This is a genomic window from Caproiciproducens sp. NJN-50 (assembly GCF_004103755.1).
Lineage (GTDB): Bacteria > Bacillota > Clostridia > Oscillospirales > Acutalibacteraceae > Caproicibacter.
This window is the reverse complement of the sequence record NZ_CP035283.1, coordinates 2235879-2253804: the sequence shown is the minus strand read 5'-3', so window position 1 is coordinate 2253804 and position 17926 is coordinate 2235879. Positions and strand designations below refer to the sequence as shown.

The following is a 17926-nucleotide window of genomic DNA, read 5'->3' as shown; positions in this document are numbered from 1 at the left end:
GCGGGGAAGTTAGCAGAGGCTAATTAATTGAAGGAGGGTTTTTCACAGATGGGGATAAAAATAGCGCTTGCCGGCAACCCGAACTGCGGCAAAACGACCATGTTCAACGGCCTGACGGGAAGCAGCCAATATGTCGGGAACTGGCCGGGGGTCACGGTCGAAAAGAAGGAGGGAAAGCTGAAAGGGAATAAGGATGTGGTCATCACCGACCTGCCGGGGATCTATTCTCTTTCGCCCTACACGCTCGAGGAAGTCGTCAGCCGCAACTATCTGATCAATGAAAGGCCGGACGCCATCATCGATCTGGTCGACGCGACGAATCTGGAACGCAACCTGTACCTGACGACGCAGATTCTTGAGCTTGGGATCCCCGTTGTGATTGCCCTGAACATGATGGACGTGGTCAAGAAATCCAAAGACCGGATCGACACGGAGAAGCTTGGCGCGGCGCTGGGATGCGAAATTGTCGAAACCTCCGCTCTGAAAGGGACCGGCTTGCGGGAGGTCACCGAAAAGGCGATCCGCCTTGCGCGGGAGAAGAAAGAGTTTCATTTCCAGTGCGAATTCAGCGCGAAGATCGAAGACGCGCTGAAAAAGATCTCCGAGCTTTTTGAGGGGACTCTTGAGGCCCCGCGCGCGAGGTGGTATGAGGTCAAGCTGTTCGAGCGGGATGAAAAGGTGCTCGCGGAGCTCTCCATGACGAAGGAAAAACGCGGGCGGCTGGAAAAAGTCGTAAGCGAGGCGGAAAAGGAGCTGGATGACGACAGCGAGACGATCATCACCAATGCGCGTTACGAATACATCTCCAGGCTGACGGCGAACTGCCTGCACAAAAAGCAGAGAGCCCTTTCGACCTCCGACCGGATCGACCGGGTCGTGACCAACCGGTTTCTGGCGCTCCCGATTTTCGCCGCCGTCATGATCCTGATGTACTATATCTCGATCACGACGATCGGCGGCATGGCGACCGACTGGGTCAACGACACGCTGTTCGGGGACTGGATCCCGAACGCGGTGACGTCGGGCTTGCAGGCGATCGGCGCGGCGGACTGGCTGCAGGGGCTGGTCATCGACGGCATCATCGGCGGCGTGGGGACCGTGCTGGGCTTCGTGCCGCAGATGCTGCTGATTTTCTTCTTTCTTTCCGTTCTGGAGGATTCGGGGTACATGGCGCGGGTCGCGTTCATCATGGACCGTATTTTCCGCCGGTTCGGGCTTTCGGGAAAATCCTTCATCCCGATGCTGATCGGAACGGGCTGCGGCGTGCCGGCGATCATGGCCGCCCGGACGATCGAGAATGAAAAGGACCGCCGCATGACCATCATGCTTTCCACCTTCATTCCGTGCACGGCGAAGACCGTCATCATCGGCATGATCGTCTCGACGTTTTTCCCGCGCTCGGTGCTGATCGCGCCGGCCATGTATTTTCTCGGCATCGCCATCATTGTGCTCTCGGGCATCGCGCTGAAAAAGACGAGCTATTTCGGAGGGGACCCGGCTCCGTTCGTCATGGAGCTTCCCGCCTACCATATCCCGTCGCTCAAGGGTGTGCTCATTCACATGTGGGAACGTTCCCGCGCCTTCATCATCAAGGCGGGCACCATTATTTTCACCGCCTGTGTGATCATTTGGTTCCTTTCCAATTTCAGCTGGAACATGCGGATGGTCGATATTGAGCAGAGCATTCTGGCCAACATCGGCAACGCGATCGCGTGGTTCTTCGCGCCGCTCGGCTTCGGCAGCTGGAAAGGCGCGGTGGCGACGATCAGCGCGGAGATGGCGAAGGAACAGGCGATCAGCACGCTGGCGGTCCTGAACGGGGTCGCGGACGCGGAAAACGACGCGCTGGTTTCGCAGGGGATCGCTTCCATGTTCACAACGATGGGCGCGTTCTCGTTCATGCTCCTCAATATTTTCGATCCTCCCTGCATTGTCGCGATGTCGACGACCATGCGTGAGATGGGCAGTAAAAAATGGGGCTGGATCGCCATCGGCTATCAGGCGCTGGTCGGCTATCTTCTCGCTTTCGTCAGCTACCAGCTTGGAAGCCTGTTCTTCGGCGCATCGTTTGGATTCGGCCAGATTGTCGCCGTTCTCGTCGCGGCGGCGGTGATTTACCTGATCGCCCGTCCGGCCCGCAAGGACAGCACGCAATACCTGGAGACCAAGGTGCATGCCTGACATGGTTTTCAATTCCGGCTGCGGAGGCGGTTGCTCCTGCTCTGGACATGCTGCCCGAAACAGCGGGAAAGGGGCGCGGATGTTGGTTGTCTGTGTCCCTCCTGTCAGGGAAATCGTACATTCCAATGTGGGTCCCGCTCCTGCGGAAAAAGAAACGAAATATGCGCAATGTCGGTCGTTTTAGCTGGCGATTAGATCAATCGCCATCTGTTTTAATTTGAAAAGAAGTGATAGGATGCCCACAGCCGTTATATGCCTGATTTTGTTTTTATTTATTATCTTTGGAATCAAGAATTTCTTAAAACGAATGTCTTCCGGCTGTTGCGGCAGTGGAGACACACTGCGCAGAAAACCTGTAAAAGACAGAAATAAAAAGCACTATTCATTCGTAGCTACACTTAAAATCGGTGGGATGTCGTGCGGAAACTGTGCGATCCATGTGGAAAATGCTTTGAATGAGCTCGAAGGGGTCTGGACGAAGGTGAATCTAAATAAGCAGACCGCAACGGTTCTGATGAAATCGGAAGTCAGCGACGATCAGCTGACCCGCCTGATTTCTGCTGCGGGATATAAGGTGGATGAAATCCGCAGAACCTACAGAAAGGGATAAAGCATACATCCATTGTGGTCTCTCCTGACCATGAGAAGAAAAAGGTATTCTTGTAAAATTGAGGATCTGAGTAAAATGAGGAGCGCTTTAGCGCTCCTCATTTTACTGCCTTTTCACTTTTAAGTATCTGTTCTTTTTAATCCGGAATCGCCTGGCCGAGATCCCACATCGGCCCGTCTCGCCGGGATCCGCGTATTTGATCCCATGGCAGCTACTGGAGTTCCTTCGGAATAAACCAGAGTCCCTTGTTGTTCTTCGACATGTATGCCTTCAGCTCGTCGGAACGATAAGCCGCGACAAGATCCTTTGCCCATTTCGCGTCCTTGTTTTCCGCCTTGACAACTACCTGAAGAATCAGATGGTCCAGAATGTCCTCCTGCAAAAGAGCGGTGGACGGATCGATCTTTGCGTTATACACGATGCTGCCGGTGATGACCGCGTAATCGAAGTCATCCAGAGAGCGAGGGATATTCAGAGAATCCATTTCGACAAAAGACAGGTTGTATTTGTTTTCAGCAATATCGCTTTGTTTCACTTTGGAAAGGTCGACCGATTTATTTAGGGTAATCCAGCCCGCTTTTTGCAGAAGCACATAGGCTCTGGCAGTATTCGACGCGTCGTTCGGAACCGCTACGACCGCGCCTTTCTTGATTTCATTCAGCGATTTGTGCTTGGAGGAGAAAATCCCCGCCGGCACGGTTGGAATCGGGCTGATCGGCGTCAGGTCGCCCTTGTAGGCTTTGTTGAAATTTTCGGCGTATGCGGTGTGCTGTTCCACATTGAAGTCAATTTCCCCGTTGTTCAGCGCGGTGTCGTTCTGGAGAAGGTCGGAAAATTCCACCGCCTTCAGCTGATAGCCTTCCTTTTCCAGAATCGGTTTGATGGCCTCTTCGAACAGGATCGTGTAGGGCCCCTGCGATTTTCCGTATTTCAAAACCGTTTTGCCGGAAGACGATGCGGACTGGTCCGACGCGGCGGAATTTGCCTGCCCGGCACTCGAAGGCGATGCCGCCGTGTTTTCGCCCGGTGCGGCGCATCCTGTGAACGCGACGGATAACAGAACCAGTAGACTTAAAGCTGCGGATACTTTTTTCATACTACTTACCTCTTCTCAAAATCAAGTTATTTATGGGTGCGGACTTTCTTGGAAAAATGGTTTCCAACGGACTGGATCATCTGAACGAAAAGGATCAGCACAACGACTGTGGCGGTCATAAGCGGCGTATTGAACTGCTGGTACCCGTAGGTGAGGGCAAGGTCGCCGACGCCCCCGGCGCCGATCGCTCCCGCCATGGCGGTGACGCCCAACAGTCCGATTGTCCCCGTCGTAAGCGTCAGAATGAGGGACGGCAGGGCTTCCGGCAGAAGGAAATGCCAGATGATCTGGAGAGTCGAAGCGCCCATTGCCTCGGCGGCCTCTATGATTCCCGAATCGACCTCTAAGAGGGAGCTTTCCACCAGCCGCGCCAGATACGGGCTGATGTAAAACACAAGCGGAACCAGAGCGGCTCTCGTCCCGACCGTTGTGCCCGCGATCCCTTTGGTCAGGGGCATGATAAAGACAAGAAGAATGATAAAGGGGACCGAACGGACAATGTTGATCAGATCATTCAGAAGGCTGAAAGCGATTCTGTTTCCAAGGACGCCGCCTGGTCTGGTCAGGACAAGCAGGATGCCCAGCGAGACTCCGATCAGCGTGCCGATCAAAAGGGCCCAGAACAGCATATAGATGGTTTGTTCCGCCGCCAGCAGGAGTTTTGCGGAGGAGATGTCGAGGGATTGCTCAATCAGCTTTTCCATTATTCCAAAGTCACCTCCTTTACTTCCACGCCGGATTTTTCGATATACTGTTCCGCTTTCGCAATCTCATCATTCCGCCCCGTCAGACGAACTTTCAGGATACTCAGCACCGTGCCCTGCAGTTCGCTTACCGTGGCGGACAGGATGGCCGTCTCCACGTTGAAAGTTTTATCAATTCGTGAAAGGAGGGAATCCTGAGCGCTGATTCCCGTGAATTTCAGCCGGAGGATTTTTCCCTGCCTATTGTCTTCCAGGATAGATTTGCGGATGCTCTCCGGGACCGTGTCGTCGATCACCGTTTTGACGAATCCTTTTGTGATATCGTGCTGAGGGTTGCCGAAAACGTCCAGAACGTTTCCCTGTTCTACGATCTCGCCGCTTTCCATGACCGCGACGCGGTTGCAGATTTCCTTGATCACGTTCATCTGGTGCGTGATCAGCAAAATGGTGACTCCCAGTTCCCGATTGACTTTTTTCAGCAGCTGCAAAATGGATTCCGTCGTTTTCGGATCCAGCGCGCTGGTGGCCTCGTCGCACAGCAGGATGGACGGGCTGGTCGCGAGCGCCCGCGCGATGCCGACCCGCTGTTTCTGGCCTCCGGAAAGATTTTCGGCGTAAACGTCCTTCTTCTCTTCCAGCTCGACAAACCTCAAAAGCTCGCGGACGCGTTCCTCGGTTTCTGTTTTGGGTTTCTTTTCCAGGATCAGAGGAATGGCGACGTTCTGCCGCACGGTCTTGGAATTCAGAAGATTGAACTGCTGAAATACCATGCCGATATGCTTTCGGACCCCGCGCAGTTTTCGCTTCGGCAGGTCCGTCACGTCGATCCCGTCGATGATCACTTTCCCTGAATCCGGCCTTTCCAGGAGATTCACGGTACGGATCAGGGTCGATTTTCCCGCCCCGCTGAAACCGACCACGCCGAAGATATCCCCGTCGTCAACCTGGATCGAAACGTTTTTCAAGGCTTCCACATCTCCGGATCTGCCGGGAAAAGTCTTGCTCACATTTTGAACGACGATCATACCGTTCCACCGCTTTTCAGGGTTTGAAGGGCCTTTTCGGCAAGCGAAGCGACATAGGCGGATGCGGCCGGCAGCGCCTTCGGGTCAACGCGGAATTTCGGGTTGTGGTTCGGTTCGGACTCTCCGGTCCCGATCTGGATATAGACGCCCCGGAGGGTCTGCTGATAAAAAGCAAAGTCTTCGCCGCCGAGCGCCGGGATCGCCGGAACGACTCTCAGGCCGGCGTCTTCCGCCGTTTCCGCCGCAAACGCGGTCCAGCGCGGATCGTTGTCCGTCGCCGGGGGGCCGGCGATCCAGCGGAAATCGGCTTTGGCGCGAAAAGCCTCCGCAATGTTTCCGGCGAGTTCCTCCAGACGCTTCGGGATGGACTGGCGGTCCTCCTTTTGCAGCGTGCGGACGGTTCCTTCCAAGAACGCGGAGGAAGGAATCACATTCCAGGTGCTCCCAGCGGCGACATGCGTGATGCTGACGAGGCTCTGATGGAACGGGTTGGTGTTCCGGCTGACGATGGTCTGCGCGGCGGAAATGAACTGCGCCGCCGTCACGATCGGGTCAATTCCGTCCTGCGGATACGCCGCATGGACGCCCTTTCCCGAAATGGTGATTTCAAACCGGTCGACCGCCGCGGTCATGGCGCCCGGCGAGATCACGACCGTGCCGACCGGGATATTGGGGATCACATGGATTCCGAAGATCGCCTGTGCGTGATCCAGTGCGCCGCTTTCCGTGATTTTCAACGCTCCGAGCGAAGATTCTTCCCCTGGTTGAAAAATGATCCTTACGGTCCCCTGCAGCTCCTTTTCCCGCCGCTTGAGCAGCAGCGCCGCCCCAAACATGGCCGCTGTGTGGAAATCATGGCCGCAGGCGTGCATGATGCCGTCATTTTCAGACTTGTAGTCAAGGTCCGTCTGCTCCTGAATCGGAAGCGCGTCGATATCGCAGCGGACGGCGATAATCGGTCCGGGCCGCGCTCCGGCCACTTCCGCCACCAGACCGGTTTCGAGCGGCAGATCCAGGATTTCGATATCCGCCGCGCACAACAGTTCCCGGATCTTTTTTGTGGTTTCAAACTCCTGAAAAGAGAGCTCCGGGTGCCGGTGGAGCCATTGAAAGGTTTGAAACAGTTTCGTTTCGTCCAGTGCAAAATCATTAGTTTTCATAGTTCTAAGCCCCCAAAATTCAAATGCGGTGAAATACAAACAAAAAAAGCCGGCAGATCATGTGACCTGTCAGCCTTCCTTGTTCTGTCCTGCAAATGCAGACTATAAAGGCAGAAAGATCCGGTCACGTTTTATTTTGGGCATACAGCAGCACATGATTCCGCACAACATGCGCATCAAGCAGTTCATGGAACCGTTTGCCCAAAACTTCATCGTAACCCTTTCCCTCCTCAATTAATAGTAACAATATATGTTTTATATGAGTATATTGTAACCCCGTTTTTGCAATTTGTCAAGATAATTTCATCGTACAGGGATCAGTCTTTCAGAGCGGGGCGATGCCGCCGCGGTCAGGCCGCCGGCGGACGGTATGAGAACAGGGAAACCATCTTTCGGTTCTGCAATGCGAAAATTCAGATCCCGCGTGGGATTCGCCGGAGCTGTATCGCGATGGACCCGAGGCTTTTGAACGGTGTTTCAGAAGTGTGCGAGGCAGGAATGCTTGCAGTGAGCTGGTTCGCTTTTATGCTTTCCTCCATTTTAATAGCAGCGATGAGTTTATAATGACGGCGACCGAACCGGCGTTATGTACAAGCGCGCCGACGACCGGATTCAGCACGCCGATGATCGCGAGTATAACCGCGATAAAATTCAGCGTCATCGATGCGATCAGATTGATATTGATGGTTTGCATCGTTTTTTGCGACAGTAAAAGAAGATGCGGGATTTCTTTGATGCCGTCGCTTACCAGGGCGATGTCGGAGGCGTCGATCGCAATGTCGCTTCCCATTTTGCCCATGGCGATGCCAACCTGCGCCGCTTTTAAAGCGGGGGCGTCGTTGATTCCGTCGCCCACCATACAGACGGGCTGCCCCTTTTCTTGAAACTCAGCGATGGCCGTCAGTTTTCCCTCCGGCAGACAGCCCGACCTCACGTCGCTGATGCCGGCCATATTTGCCATATGGGTTGCGGCCGGGGACGCATCCCCGGTCAGCAGGACTGTCTTTATGCCGATCTGGTGAATTGCGCTGACTGTTTCTTCGGCGTCGGGGCGCAGCGTGTCCGACAGGGCGATCCATCCGGCGGGTTTTTGGTTGCGGCACAGATAAATGATCGTGCTGCCTTCCTTTTTCGCCTCTTCGGCGGACGACTGGAATGCTTCCGGCAAGCCGACCTGCCGCTCGGCCAGCAGGGCCTCGTTCCCGGCGAGGATCTCGTCTCCGTTTATGACCGCGAGTACTCCCCGGCCCGCGAACAGTTCGAATGCTTCCGGATCGTCAGGGAAGCGGTCTTTTTTTTGGTGATAACAGGAAAGAATCGCTTTCCCGAGCGGATGCTCTGACCTTAACTCTGCGGATGCGGCGAGTTCTAAAATTCTGTCGCTGCTCAAATCTTGATCAAAGCTTTCCACACGGACTACGGTCGGTTTTCCGTAAGTCAGAGTACCGGTTTTGTCAAAGGCGATCCGCTTCACTTTGGCAAGTCGTTCCAGCGCGTCGCCCTCGCGGACCAGAATGCCGTATTTCGTGGCATTTCCGATTCCAGCCATGATTGCGGTAGGCGTGGCCAATACCAGGGCGCAGGGGCAGAAGACCACCAGGATGGTAACAGAACGGATGATCTGGCCGGTAAAAAGCCATGTTAAAATTGCCGCCGAAAGCGCGGTCACTACGATCCATGTCGCCCACCGGTCCGCTATTCCTACGATTTTGGCCTTTCCGGCGTCCGCCGATTTCACAAGCCGGATCATCTGCTGGAGGGAGCTGTCTTCGCCGACCTTCAGCGCCGTCATTTCAAAAATACCGAACTGATTGACGGTGCCGCTGAAAACCTCGTCGCCTTCCGCCTTATCCACAGGAAGGGATTCTCCCGTCATGACGGATTGGTCGATCGAGGTTTTTCCCTTTGTGATCCGGCCGTCGACGGCGATGGTTTCGCCTGCCAGGACGCGCAGAATATCGCCGGGCTTTACCTGCTCGGCGGGGATGATCGATTCCCGATCACCCTGCACCAGCCTCGCCGTAGCGGGAGTGAGGTGCACCAGCTTTTCAATTCCGGAACGCGCCTTTGCAACCGTTCGTTCTTCCAGATATGCGCCGATTGTCATGATAAAGGCGACTTCGCCGGCGGCGAAGGTCTCTCCAATGATGACTGACGCGATCAGCGCGATGGAAACCAGCACGTCTGCCTTGATATCAAATTTTGTCACCAATCCTGCTGCTGCCTCCTTTACGATAGGGATTCCACAAAGCAGAATCGCGATCCATGCGGCGTCAACCGGCAGATTTCCAATGTTGAAGAAGCTGACGATCAGGGATGCGAAAGAAACCGCAAGAATCAGCATGGTTGGTTTTTCTCCATCTTTCCAGAACCGTAGCAAGAGAACATTCCCCCTTTATATACTTATACCTAGTATAGGTATATAATACCCCAAGGGGTATGCTTTGTCAATAAAAAACGGCTGCCGTAAAGCAGCCGTCCCGTTTGGTTTCTCTTTCCGCTCACAGCCTTGAAAAATGGTCGATCGCTTTCGCAAAATCCGCAATTGCCTTGTCGGCGTCTCCGTGCTCGATCCCCTCGCGCACGCAGTGATTCAGATGACCTTCCAAAACGATTTCGCCCACCTTGTGCAAGGCGCTTTTCGCCGCGTTTATTTGAATCAGAACGTCCTCGCACGGGACGTCCTCGTCAACCATTTTGTCAATCGCCTTAACCTGCCCCATGATTTTGCTGAGCCGTCTATGCAGGTTATCCGAATCCATGCACTGGCGCATCGTAACTCCTCCTTCAATACCCTATAGGGTAAAATAAAGTATAGCATCAAGGGGCATCCGCGTCAACACGGCGCCGGTACGGTGAACCGTATATGCCTGATTTTTCTGTGAGATACGTTTTCCCGCTCTTTTATTTGCCGAGTCACTATGCTATAATACAATATAGGTTAGCAATATCTAACCGGTTTTGAAAGATGATCGGAAGGTTCTTGTGCGTTTCTGATCGATGAATGCTATTTAAATGTGATATGTTCTTGGTCCGGCGGCAGGAAAGGAGATTTTTCGCATGGCGCATGAAGAAATCAGGCAAGCCTATCAGATACTGGGCCGGGAGGCAACCGCCTATGATGGTATGATCACCTGCTCTACGGCCTTTGGCAGGATCGTTTGCAAACTGGTCTGGGATATGGACAAGGCGGACAACGACCGCTATCTTCAACAGGCCCTTTCCGGAATCCCGGAGGACTTTTCCGGGAGGCTGCTGGAAGTCCCCGTTGGTACGGGGGTGCTTACCATGCCGGTCTACCGAAAGCTGGCAAACGCGGATGTGACATGCCTGGACAATTCGGCGGAGATGATGGCGACGGCGCGGAGGCGTGCGGCCAGGCTGGGCTTGCCGCACGTCCGCTTTCTGCAGGGCGATGTCGGCGCACTCCCCTTTGAGGATGGGAGCTTTGATATCGTGCTGTCCCTGAACGGCTTCCACGCTTTTCCGGACAAGGAAGCAGCCTACCGGGAGACCTTCCGGGTGCTTAAACGCGGCGGCGTTTTCTGCGGCTGTTTTTATATCCGGGGCGAAATCCGGCGCACCGATTGGTTCGTGCGGCATTTTTATGAGCCGAAGGGATTTTTCAGTTCTCCGTTTGAGACAGAGGAGAGTCTGAGAACACGACTGGCGGTCCTTTATCAAAGCGCAAATCTGGGTACGGTAAAATCCATGGCTTGCTTTTGCTGCCAAAAGGCGGAATGATAAAGGGCTTTTACGCAAAAACGATGCAGGTTGATCGAGAAGGAAAAAGATATCTTCATGAAATCTTCACAACAGGCTGATAGCATTTGAAATGCTGTAGAAGTCAGAGGACTTCTCTCAGAAATCTGCCTGTTTGGAAGTGATCGGATGGCTCAGCGGTGGATTCAAAAACAACTTTGGGTTCAGGGAATGATGCTGGAAACCGATGAAACGGAACTGGAGCTCGCATTGAATGGACTGGACGGCGTCAGAGACGTGAAGGCGAGCAGCGTGGAATCCAATGTGCGGTTTTCCTATGATCCGGAGAAGATAAAACTCAAGAAAATAACAAAAGAAATCTACAGTGCCGGTTATATTTCCTCGGAAAAGGCGACGAGGCGTCCGGAGAGCAAACCGGTCCCGCCGCCGCCGATGATCATCCTGCCGGAAGATGCTCCGGCGCTGCAGAGCCGTTCCGCGACGGACAGGTCCTCCGACGGGCTGATCCGTAAGACGCTGAAAATCGGCGGCATGTTCTGCACCGGCTGTGAAATGCGGATCGAAAACCGCCTTAAAAAGGTAAAGGGCGTTGTCAGGATCAGGGCCAGCTATGCCGCCGGAAGCGCGGAGATCACCTATGATCCCCGCATCGTCCCCTGGAGCGAAATCGCCGGGGTGATTGAAAAACTCGGCTATCAGGCGGCCGGCAGTCCCGAACCAAAAAGCACAGAGAATGGGAGACAGGGTAAAAACGATGACAGAATTCCGATCAACCATCTGCTCGGCATCGGCATCATCATTCTCGCTGCCTATCAGGTCCTCAAAAATACAGTCGGATTCAACTTTATTCCGAATGTCACGCAGGGCATGGGGTATGGCCTTCTGTTCGTGGTGGGACTGATTACTTCCCTGCACTGTGTCGCGATGTGCGGCGGCATCAATCTTTCCCAGGCGGTATCGTACAAATTTTCTGAACAGGAAAGGAAAAGCAAACTCGCCACGCTGAAGCCGAGCCTGTTGTATAACGCGGGGCGGGTGCTCTCCTATACCATGATCGGCGGCATTGTCGGCGCGCTCGGTTCCGCGGTCAGCTTTTCGGGAACGGCGAGAGGAATCGTTTCTATGACTGCGGGTATTTTCATGGTGATCATGGGGCTGAACATGCTGAACATTTTCCCTTGGCTGAGGCGTTTCATCCCCCACATGCCGAAGATATTCGTCACGAAGTTCCACATGAGCGGAGAGCACGGCCCGTTTTTTGTCGGGCTTTTCAACGGGCTGATGCCCTGCGGGCCGCTGCAGGCCATGCAGCTCTATGCGCTCGGCACCGGCAGCCCCGTGAAGGGCGCCCTGTCGATGCTGGTATTCAGCCTTGGCACGGTTCCGCTCATGTTCGGGTTTGGCGCGGTCAGTTCCTTTCTGAGCAGTAAATTCACCCATAAAATAATGAGGGTCAGCGCAGCGCTTGTCATGGTTCTCGGCGTCGTTATGCTGAACAGGGGTTTCTCCCTTTCGGGGATCAATCCGCTCGGCCTGATCACGGCGAAAGCCGCGAGCCAAAGCAATGCGGCAACCGTAAAGGGCGATGAGCAGGAGATCACGACACAGCTTCAGGCAAACAGCTACACGCCGATCACGGTACAGAAAGGCATCCCGGTCAAGTGGACGATCCGGGCGGACGCCGGCGCCATCAACGGCTGCAACGGGACGGTGACGATCCCCCAGTACAATATTGCGAAGACGTTGCAGCCGGGCGACAATGAAATCAATTTTACCCCGAAGCAAACCGGCGTGATCACTTACACCTGCTCCATGGGTATGATCACCAGTACGATCTCGGTCGTCGAGGACATTTCGGAAGCCGCTCCGCCCGCTTCCGGCGAGCAGCCGGAAACCGGGACCGGCGGAAGCAATTCCGCGGATGCGGTCGGCGTTGCGAAAATCAGCGGGAACGAGCAGGAGGTCGCCGTATCGGTCGGCGGCAACGGCTATTCGCCGCCTATCCTCGTCCTGCAGAAGGGCATTCCCGCGAAAATCAAATTTAATCCAACCCGGTTGACTTCCTGCAATGAGTACGTTGTGTTTCCGGAACTCAACAGCCAGCTCGATCTGAGCAGCCGGACGGAGACCCCCGTTTTCACCCCGCAATCCGATTTTTCCTTCCAGTGCGGGATGGGAATGCTCGGCGGCTATGTCAAGGTTGTGGACGACATCAGTCAGATCGACATCAACGCGATTCAAAACGAGGCGGAAAATTACGTGTCTGCCGGCGGCATGTCCTGCTGCCAATAGAAGGGGAGATCATGGTGTTCCGTTTCCGCTGTTGCAGATTCGCGGAGCCTGAAACGGTATAATCCCGGAAAAAGAGCAAAAAATCCAACTGGCGGGCGCAGGCCGCGTCAGACTTCAGGAACGCCGCCCGCCGACCGCTGACGTTTGAAATGCTGATAAAATCGGCTCCCAATGCCGGCGAAAAAGCCGGCCGGCGCATCGTTGCGGTCGATTGAGGGCCAGGGGCACGATGAAATCGACTTCTGACGGAATTCATGCTATCATAGTAAAAAAGAGCAGAAGCTCCGCAAGGGGGGCTTCTGTCTTTCGATTCGGGTGGTTTTCGTGAACGCAAATGAAAAACGAATCCTCGTTGTCGACGATGAGGCTAAAATCGTGGATGTGGTAAAATCTTACCTTGAAAGGGCCGGTTATATCGTGCTCACGGCATACGACGGCAGGGAAGCCCTGGAGAAATTTGAAAGAGAAAGTCCGTCCCTGATTGTCCTCGACTGGATGCTTCCGGATATCAGCGGGGAGGAGATTTGCCGGACGATACGGAAAAGGTCGAAGGTTCCCGTCATTATGCTGACTGCGCGCGCGGAGGAAGAGAAAGTTCTGGAAGGATTCCGTTTCGGCGCGGACGATTACGTCGCCAAGCCGTTCAGCCCCAGACAGCTTGTCGCACGGGTCGGGGCCGTGCTGCGCCGTTCCGGCGGCGGAGCCGCGTCCGTGCTTGTCTTTCGCGGCGGCGAACTGACTATCGACCTGGAAGGCTTTGAAGTCAAAAAGGACGGCAGACCCGTGAGCCTCACGCCGAACGAATTCAGAATTCTCAGCACGCTGGCGCGCCGCCCGAAAAAGGTGTTTACGCGGGAAGAGCTGATTGCCTCCGCGATGGGCGGCGATTTCGAGGGATTTGACCGAATCATCGACTCGCATATCAAGAATATCCGGCAGAAAATTGAAACGGATACAAAGAATCCTCGGTATATTCTTACGGTTCATGGACTGGGTTACAAATTTGGAGGGATTTAGATGAAAAGCAAAAGCCTGCGCTCCAAATTGTCCCTTACCTATGCGATGCTGGCTCTTCTGCTTGTCGGGGTCATCAGCCTTCTGATCAATTATTTTTTTAGGATCCGGTTCAACGATTATGTCATTGCGCAGCAAAAGCAGAACAACCAGAATATCGTGAATCTTGTCAACAGGCAGTACGACGCCTCAACCGAAAAGTGGAATGTTGGCGCCGTTGAGAACATCGGAATGGAAGCGCTGGAACAAGGGATCATTCTGAAGGTGAAGGACCTTTCGGGCAGCACCGTTTGTCCACAACAACGGCCTCTGCGTGCAGATGCTGCGCCGTATGGAGCAATACACACAGAGCCATAATCCTTATTTAAAAGGCGGATATGTCCAGAACCGATACGACCTGACGGAAAATTTCAAGAAAATCGGGGAAGCGGACATCGGTTATTACGGCCCGTATTACTATACGAGCAACGACGTCACTTTTTTGAATGGGGTCAATGCGATTCTCGTGATTGTGGGAATTGTTTCGCTTGCCGTGGCTCTGCTGCTGGGGGCGGTCATGTCCGGAAGGATCAGCGGCCCGATTTCCAAAGCGGTGCGGGCCGCGTCGGAGATTTCGAAGGGGAATTTCAGGCAGAGGATCAAGGAGAAATCCACGACGAGTGAGATCAATCAGCTGACCGCCACCGTCAACGATCTGGCGGAGTCCCTCGAAAAACAGCAGAAGCTCAGAAAAACCATGGCGGCGGATGTGTCCCATGAATTGCGGACGCCGCTCGCGAACCTGCAAAGTTCCCTCGAAGCGATGATCGACGGGGTATGGGAACCGAGCGGCGAGAGGCTGGAAAGCTGTCATGAGGAGATCCTGCGCCTGAACAGGCTCGTGGGCGATATTGAAAATCTGGAACGGGCGGAGGCCGAGAATGCCGTCCTGAATCTCACGGAGTTCGACGTGACAGAGCTGGCCCGGCGTATCGCCCATAACTTTGAACCTGATTTTTACAAAAAGGAAGTAAAGCTGAACCTGACCGGTGATGCGGCGGTCATCCGGGCGGACCGGGATAAAATCAGCCAGGTCATTACCAATCTCCTTTCCAACGCGCTGAAATACACCCCGGAGGAGGGGCGTGTCGATATCGGCGTGAAAAGCGCTGAAAGTACCGTGACTCTGTCGGTCGGCGACAACGGCGCCGGCATTCCGCCTGAAGACCTGCCCAATATCTTTGAACGGTTTTATCGGGCGGATAAATCCCGCAACCGGCGGACGGGAGGCTCCGGGCTGGGACTTTCGATCACAAAGGCGATTGTCGATGCCCACAAGGGGAAGATCGACGTCACAAGCGAACCTGGGAAAGGCACCATGGTTACTGTCAGCATCCCGATCGGCAACTGATCACTTGTTTTTTTACTATCCTTTCAAAACAATTCTAGTAAACTTCGGTCCGCTTGAGATCAGACCGCCTCTAAATTGAAATCGTATCAATACGAATCTCACTGACTGCCGATTATGCTCATCATCTCCCGGTGAACAAAGATCTACCCTTTTCTCAATATTTTTTTAGGCGGCTCAATTTCATAGGAAACGGTGTGCTCGGTAAGTTCTGATAATAGCTTGATTTTCCTGTTTATCATCGGCCTCATGCAATTTGGAACATGTTCCTGGTGCGCCCTGTGAATAGCCACGCATTCTTTGCAGTTTCCATGATAGCGGCAGGCTTTTTTGCACGGGCAATGGTCTTTGCTTTTAAATTCCTCCCGAAACGCGGAAGCAAATTCTTCCTGTAATCGTAATCCTTCTTTTCTATCCCCACGGTGAAATGCTTCCATTGCTTCGAGTTCTTTTGGATTATTATCAATAATCATTTTCTCAACCCCCACGGATCCCTTTTGTCTCTCCGATGGATAGAAATCAAACTGTCATTCGGAAGGACGAGCATAGCGCTGACAAGGGAAAGCAGCAGCATTGCGATCCCTGAAACAAAAAACCACAGCGGCACACCCCGGTTTTCAGCAATTGGGCCTGCTATGAGCAATCCCAAAGGCATAGTCGCCGAACTGAGGCTGCCGATCAGAGAAAAAGCGCGCCCCATCCGGTCCGGGGCTATAGTTTCCTGCATATAGGCGATATAGGGGATGTTCTACAGGTTGCAGCGGGCTCCAAGCAGCGCACACAACGCTGCAAACACCCAGAACCAAACCATTTCCGCGGGCAACGGGCCGCAAAGCAGCGAGGACATCCCCATGCCGAGAAGTCCCAGATGGATCGCCGCCCGACGACGGATTTTATATGATTTTTATCGACGCACAAATTTTCCGCATATGCCGCAACTATGATTGTAGCATCACAAAATCCAATTCTTTTTTCATTGTTTTCGGTTAACCGAGCAATAGCTTTTACATCAGTTTGAATCCTGTGACACCAATTACTCATTTGCCTTTGGGTTTATATTCTTTGTCTTTCCAATACCACCATTTTAATTTTTCTGGAGCATGTGTCTCATTTTCCGCATAATAAACAGCCAGCCTGAAAACGTACAGTTGGCATTTGTCTTCCCGAAAGCCTTTATAAAGGCAGTCTTTTAGATATATATCTTCTGGGTCTTGACCGATCAGCGAGGCAATACTGTCATATCCTATGTTTATTAAATCTTGTTCTATGTTCTCACCAACACCCGGAATCTGTCTTAAATCGCTCATCGTTCCGTTCCCTCAAGAATTACAATTCAAATTTCTGTTTGCAAGACGGTTCCTTAGACATTTTACCATACGTGGAGCTAAAATGCTATCATACAGACACTCCCGTTTTCGCTTTTCGCAGGGCAAAGCGCCCAGGCCCGCTGCCGCTCATTGGAATCCTTATTGAGCTGGCGGTCAGCTTCCCTGGATTGTCAGCTTTGGCGACCCGGTCCTCCTGATTTCAGTATAGCTTCCATATTTATCCCGGGAGACCTGAGAGCTGACAAACCGATCGATCCGGTCGGCAAGACCGTCGGTATCGATCGAGATGTTTTTCGTCGCGATGGACTGGGTGAGCAGGCCTTTTTTGGAAAACCCCTCGAATTTCAGCAGGATCCCGGTCGCTTCATCCACATATAGGGTAAAACGTTCCATATTCAGTTTGCTCCCGTAAGAGGGAGCTGTTTTTCCCGAAAGAACGGCGCATGATCTTCCGAGATACCCCGTCTCTCTGGTGATCTCCCATAGATCGGTATCGGACAGCAGACCGAAGGTCATTTCCTGCGGAAAAAGGCTCATCGTCGCGATTCCGGTATGGGTGGCGTCGTTGCGGTAATAGTAATTCTTGATGCCGTCCGAACCAACGGTGATTCTTGCCTCCAAATTCTGGTCGGTTTTGTTCGCCGGTTCGTACGGCTGCGGGACATAGCTTTGAGAATACGATTTCGTCCTGTTGTCATATTTCGTAAGGGCTCCGTCCTTCACAAATTGTTCGGCATCCGTCTCGGAATCCGAAATATGTTGATAGGAGCTTCCGCCCGTGAGATCCGTTTTGTAAGTGACCGTCGTCTCCTGGTGGTCATGCAGGGAAGTAGTCGTGAATTCTCCCTCGGCGCTTTGATAATAGTCGACGCTGTTCAGCATCGCGTTGGCAACAGTTTCCTTCTCCAGCGTGGAAATGGCCCATATTTTGGGTGCCGGCGACGAAGAAGAGCTCGGGGAAAAGGAAATGATTTTCATATTTCCCGTGGGAGCGGAGCTGCCTCGATCCGCATATGTGTCGGCTGCGCCGGCAAAAAGGACGCTGAATACGATCAGGACAAGTAATGCGACGCTCAGAATCGCAGACAAGGTGAATATGGTTTCCTTTTTCATTTTTTCTCTTGCCCTCCCTTAAAATCATTTTAACAGGCATCGGTTTGATTCATGAATTTTCTTTCTGATGAAAAGTGCGGCGTTTTCTCCCGTCCTGAATCGTGCGGCAGCCGGCGGCCGAACGTCATGCGCGGGGCTCAGGGTCGATTTCCCCGACCCGCTGGTAACATGACGGCGGTTTTTTCGCGGCTGAAAATCCGGATGGAGCGGGATTCGAGCGCCTGAACCGTCGTATCGCCCGTTCCGCAATCTCTTTTCAGGCCTTGGCTTCGATAACCGGCTGCATGGATCGC

16 protein-coding genes are annotated in these 17926 nt (G+C 53.5%); 7 read left to right on the top strand and 9 right to left on the bottom strand.

Annotated elements, in window-relative coordinates; genetic code table 11:
• Positions 1-48 precede the first annotated feature (48 nt).
• Both feoB and EQM14_RS17010 read left to right on the top strand, forming a co-directional pair.
• Complete coding sequence (gene feoB, locus EQM14_RS10810; RefSeq protein ID WP_128743045.1) at positions 49-2181, top strand: ferrous iron transport protein B; 2133 nt, start codon at positions 49-51, stop codon at positions 2179-2181.
• A gap of 235 nt (positions 2182-2416) precedes the next feature.
• Positions 2417-2791 carry a heavy-metal-associated domain-containing protein gene (locus EQM14_RS17010; RefSeq protein ID WP_128743043.1) on the top strand — a complete coding sequence of 125 codons (375 nt, stop codon included), beginning with the start codon at positions 2417-2419 and terminating at the stop codon, positions 2789-2791.
• A 211-nt stretch (positions 2792-3002) separates the two neighbouring features.
• Here EQM14_RS17010 and EQM14_RS10800 read toward each other — a convergent pair whose 3' ends face one another.
• The 6 genes from EQM14_RS10800 to EQM14_RS10775 all read right to left on the bottom strand — a co-directional run bounded on the left by EQM14_RS10800 (position 3003) and on the right by EQM14_RS10775 (position 9550).
• Positions 3003-3887: a MetQ/NlpA family ABC transporter substrate-binding protein gene (locus tag EQM14_RS10800; protein WP_128743041.1), complete on the bottom strand. Its 885-nt coding sequence runs from the start codon at positions 3885-3887 to the stop codon at positions 3003-3005.
• Between the two features lie 26 nt (positions 3888-3913).
• Positions 3914-4591, bottom strand: a complete 678-nt coding sequence (locus tag EQM14_RS10795; protein ID WP_128743039.1) for a methionine ABC transporter permease — start codon at positions 4589-4591, stop codon at positions 3914-3916.
• Complete coding sequence (locus EQM14_RS10790) at positions 4591-5616, bottom strand: methionine ABC transporter ATP-binding protein (protein WP_128743037.1); 1026 nt, start codon at positions 5614-5616, stop codon at positions 4591-4593. Before EQM14_RS10790 ends, EQM14_RS10795 begins: the two co-directional genes overlap by 1 nt.
• Positions 5613-6776, bottom strand: coding sequence for an amidohydrolase (locus EQM14_RS10785; protein ID WP_128743035.1), 1164 nt, complete (start codon positions 6774-6776; stop codon positions 5613-5615). The genes EQM14_RS10790 and EQM14_RS10785 overlap by 4 nt, the downstream gene beginning before the upstream one ends.
• A 523-nt stretch (positions 6777-7299) precedes the next feature.
• A complete protein-coding gene (locus EQM14_RS10780; protein ID WP_128743033.1) occupies positions 7300-9156 on the bottom strand; it encodes a heavy metal translocating P-type ATPase in 1857 nt (618 codons plus the stop codon).
• A 121-nt stretch (positions 9157-9277) separates the two neighbouring features.
• Positions 9278-9550 carry a metal-sensing transcriptional repressor gene (locus tag EQM14_RS10775; RefSeq protein WP_128743031.1) on the bottom strand — a complete coding sequence of 91 codons (273 nt, stop codon included), beginning with the start codon at positions 9548-9550 and terminating at the stop codon, positions 9278-9280.
• Positions 9551-9836: 286 nt separating this feature from the next.
• Here EQM14_RS10775 and EQM14_RS10770 point away from each other — a divergent pair, with 286 nt between their 5' ends.
• The 5 genes from EQM14_RS10770 to EQM14_RS10755 all read left to right on the top strand — a co-directional run bounded on the left by EQM14_RS10770 (position 9837) and on the right by EQM14_RS10755 (position 15195).
• Positions 9837-10520: a class I SAM-dependent methyltransferase gene (locus EQM14_RS10770; RefSeq protein ID WP_128743029.1), complete on the top strand. Its 684-nt coding sequence runs from the start codon at positions 9837-9839 to the stop codon at positions 10518-10520.
• Positions 10521-10667: 147 nt separating this feature from the next.
• Positions 10668-12791, top strand: coding sequence for an urease accessory protein UreH domain-containing protein (locus EQM14_RS10765; RefSeq protein ID WP_243112500.1), 2124 nt, complete (start codon positions 10668-10670; stop codon positions 12789-12791).
• A 324-nt stretch (positions 12792-13115) separates the two neighbouring features.
• Positions 13116-13808 (top strand): response regulator transcription factor, encoded by a 693-nt coding sequence (locus tag EQM14_RS10760; RefSeq protein ID WP_128743027.1) that lies wholly within the window; start codon positions 13116-13118, stop codon positions 13806-13808.
• Positions 13809-14162, top strand: a complete 354-nt coding sequence (locus tag EQM14_RS16710) for a hypothetical protein (protein WP_243112499.1) — start codon at positions 13809-13811, stop codon at positions 14160-14162.
• Positions 14137-15195, top strand: a complete 1059-nt coding sequence (locus EQM14_RS10755) for a sensor histidine kinase (RefSeq protein WP_243112498.1) — start codon at positions 14137-14139, stop codon at positions 15193-15195. Before EQM14_RS16710 ends, EQM14_RS10755 begins: the two co-directional genes overlap by 26 nt.
• A 143-nt stretch (positions 15196-15338) precedes the next feature.
• Here EQM14_RS10755 and EQM14_RS10750 read toward each other — a convergent pair whose 3' ends face one another.
• The 3 genes from EQM14_RS10750 to EQM14_RS10735 form a co-directional block, all read right to left on the bottom strand.
• On the bottom strand, positions 15339-15665 hold the full coding sequence (locus EQM14_RS10750) for an LPS biosynthesis protein (RefSeq protein WP_128743025.1): 327 nt from the start codon (positions 15663-15665) through the stop codon (positions 15339-15341).
• A 564-nt stretch (positions 15666-16229) separates the two neighbouring features.
• Complete coding sequence (locus EQM14_RS10740) at positions 16230-16499, bottom strand: helix-hairpin-helix domain-containing protein (protein WP_128743023.1); 270 nt, start codon at positions 16497-16499, stop codon at positions 16230-16232.
• A 174-nt stretch (positions 16500-16673) separates the two neighbouring features.
• Positions 16674-17633 carry a hypothetical protein gene (locus EQM14_RS10735; protein WP_128743021.1) on the bottom strand — a complete coding sequence of 320 codons (960 nt, stop codon included), beginning with the start codon at positions 17631-17633 and terminating at the stop codon, positions 16674-16676.
• Positions 17634-17926: the final 293 nt, after the last annotated feature.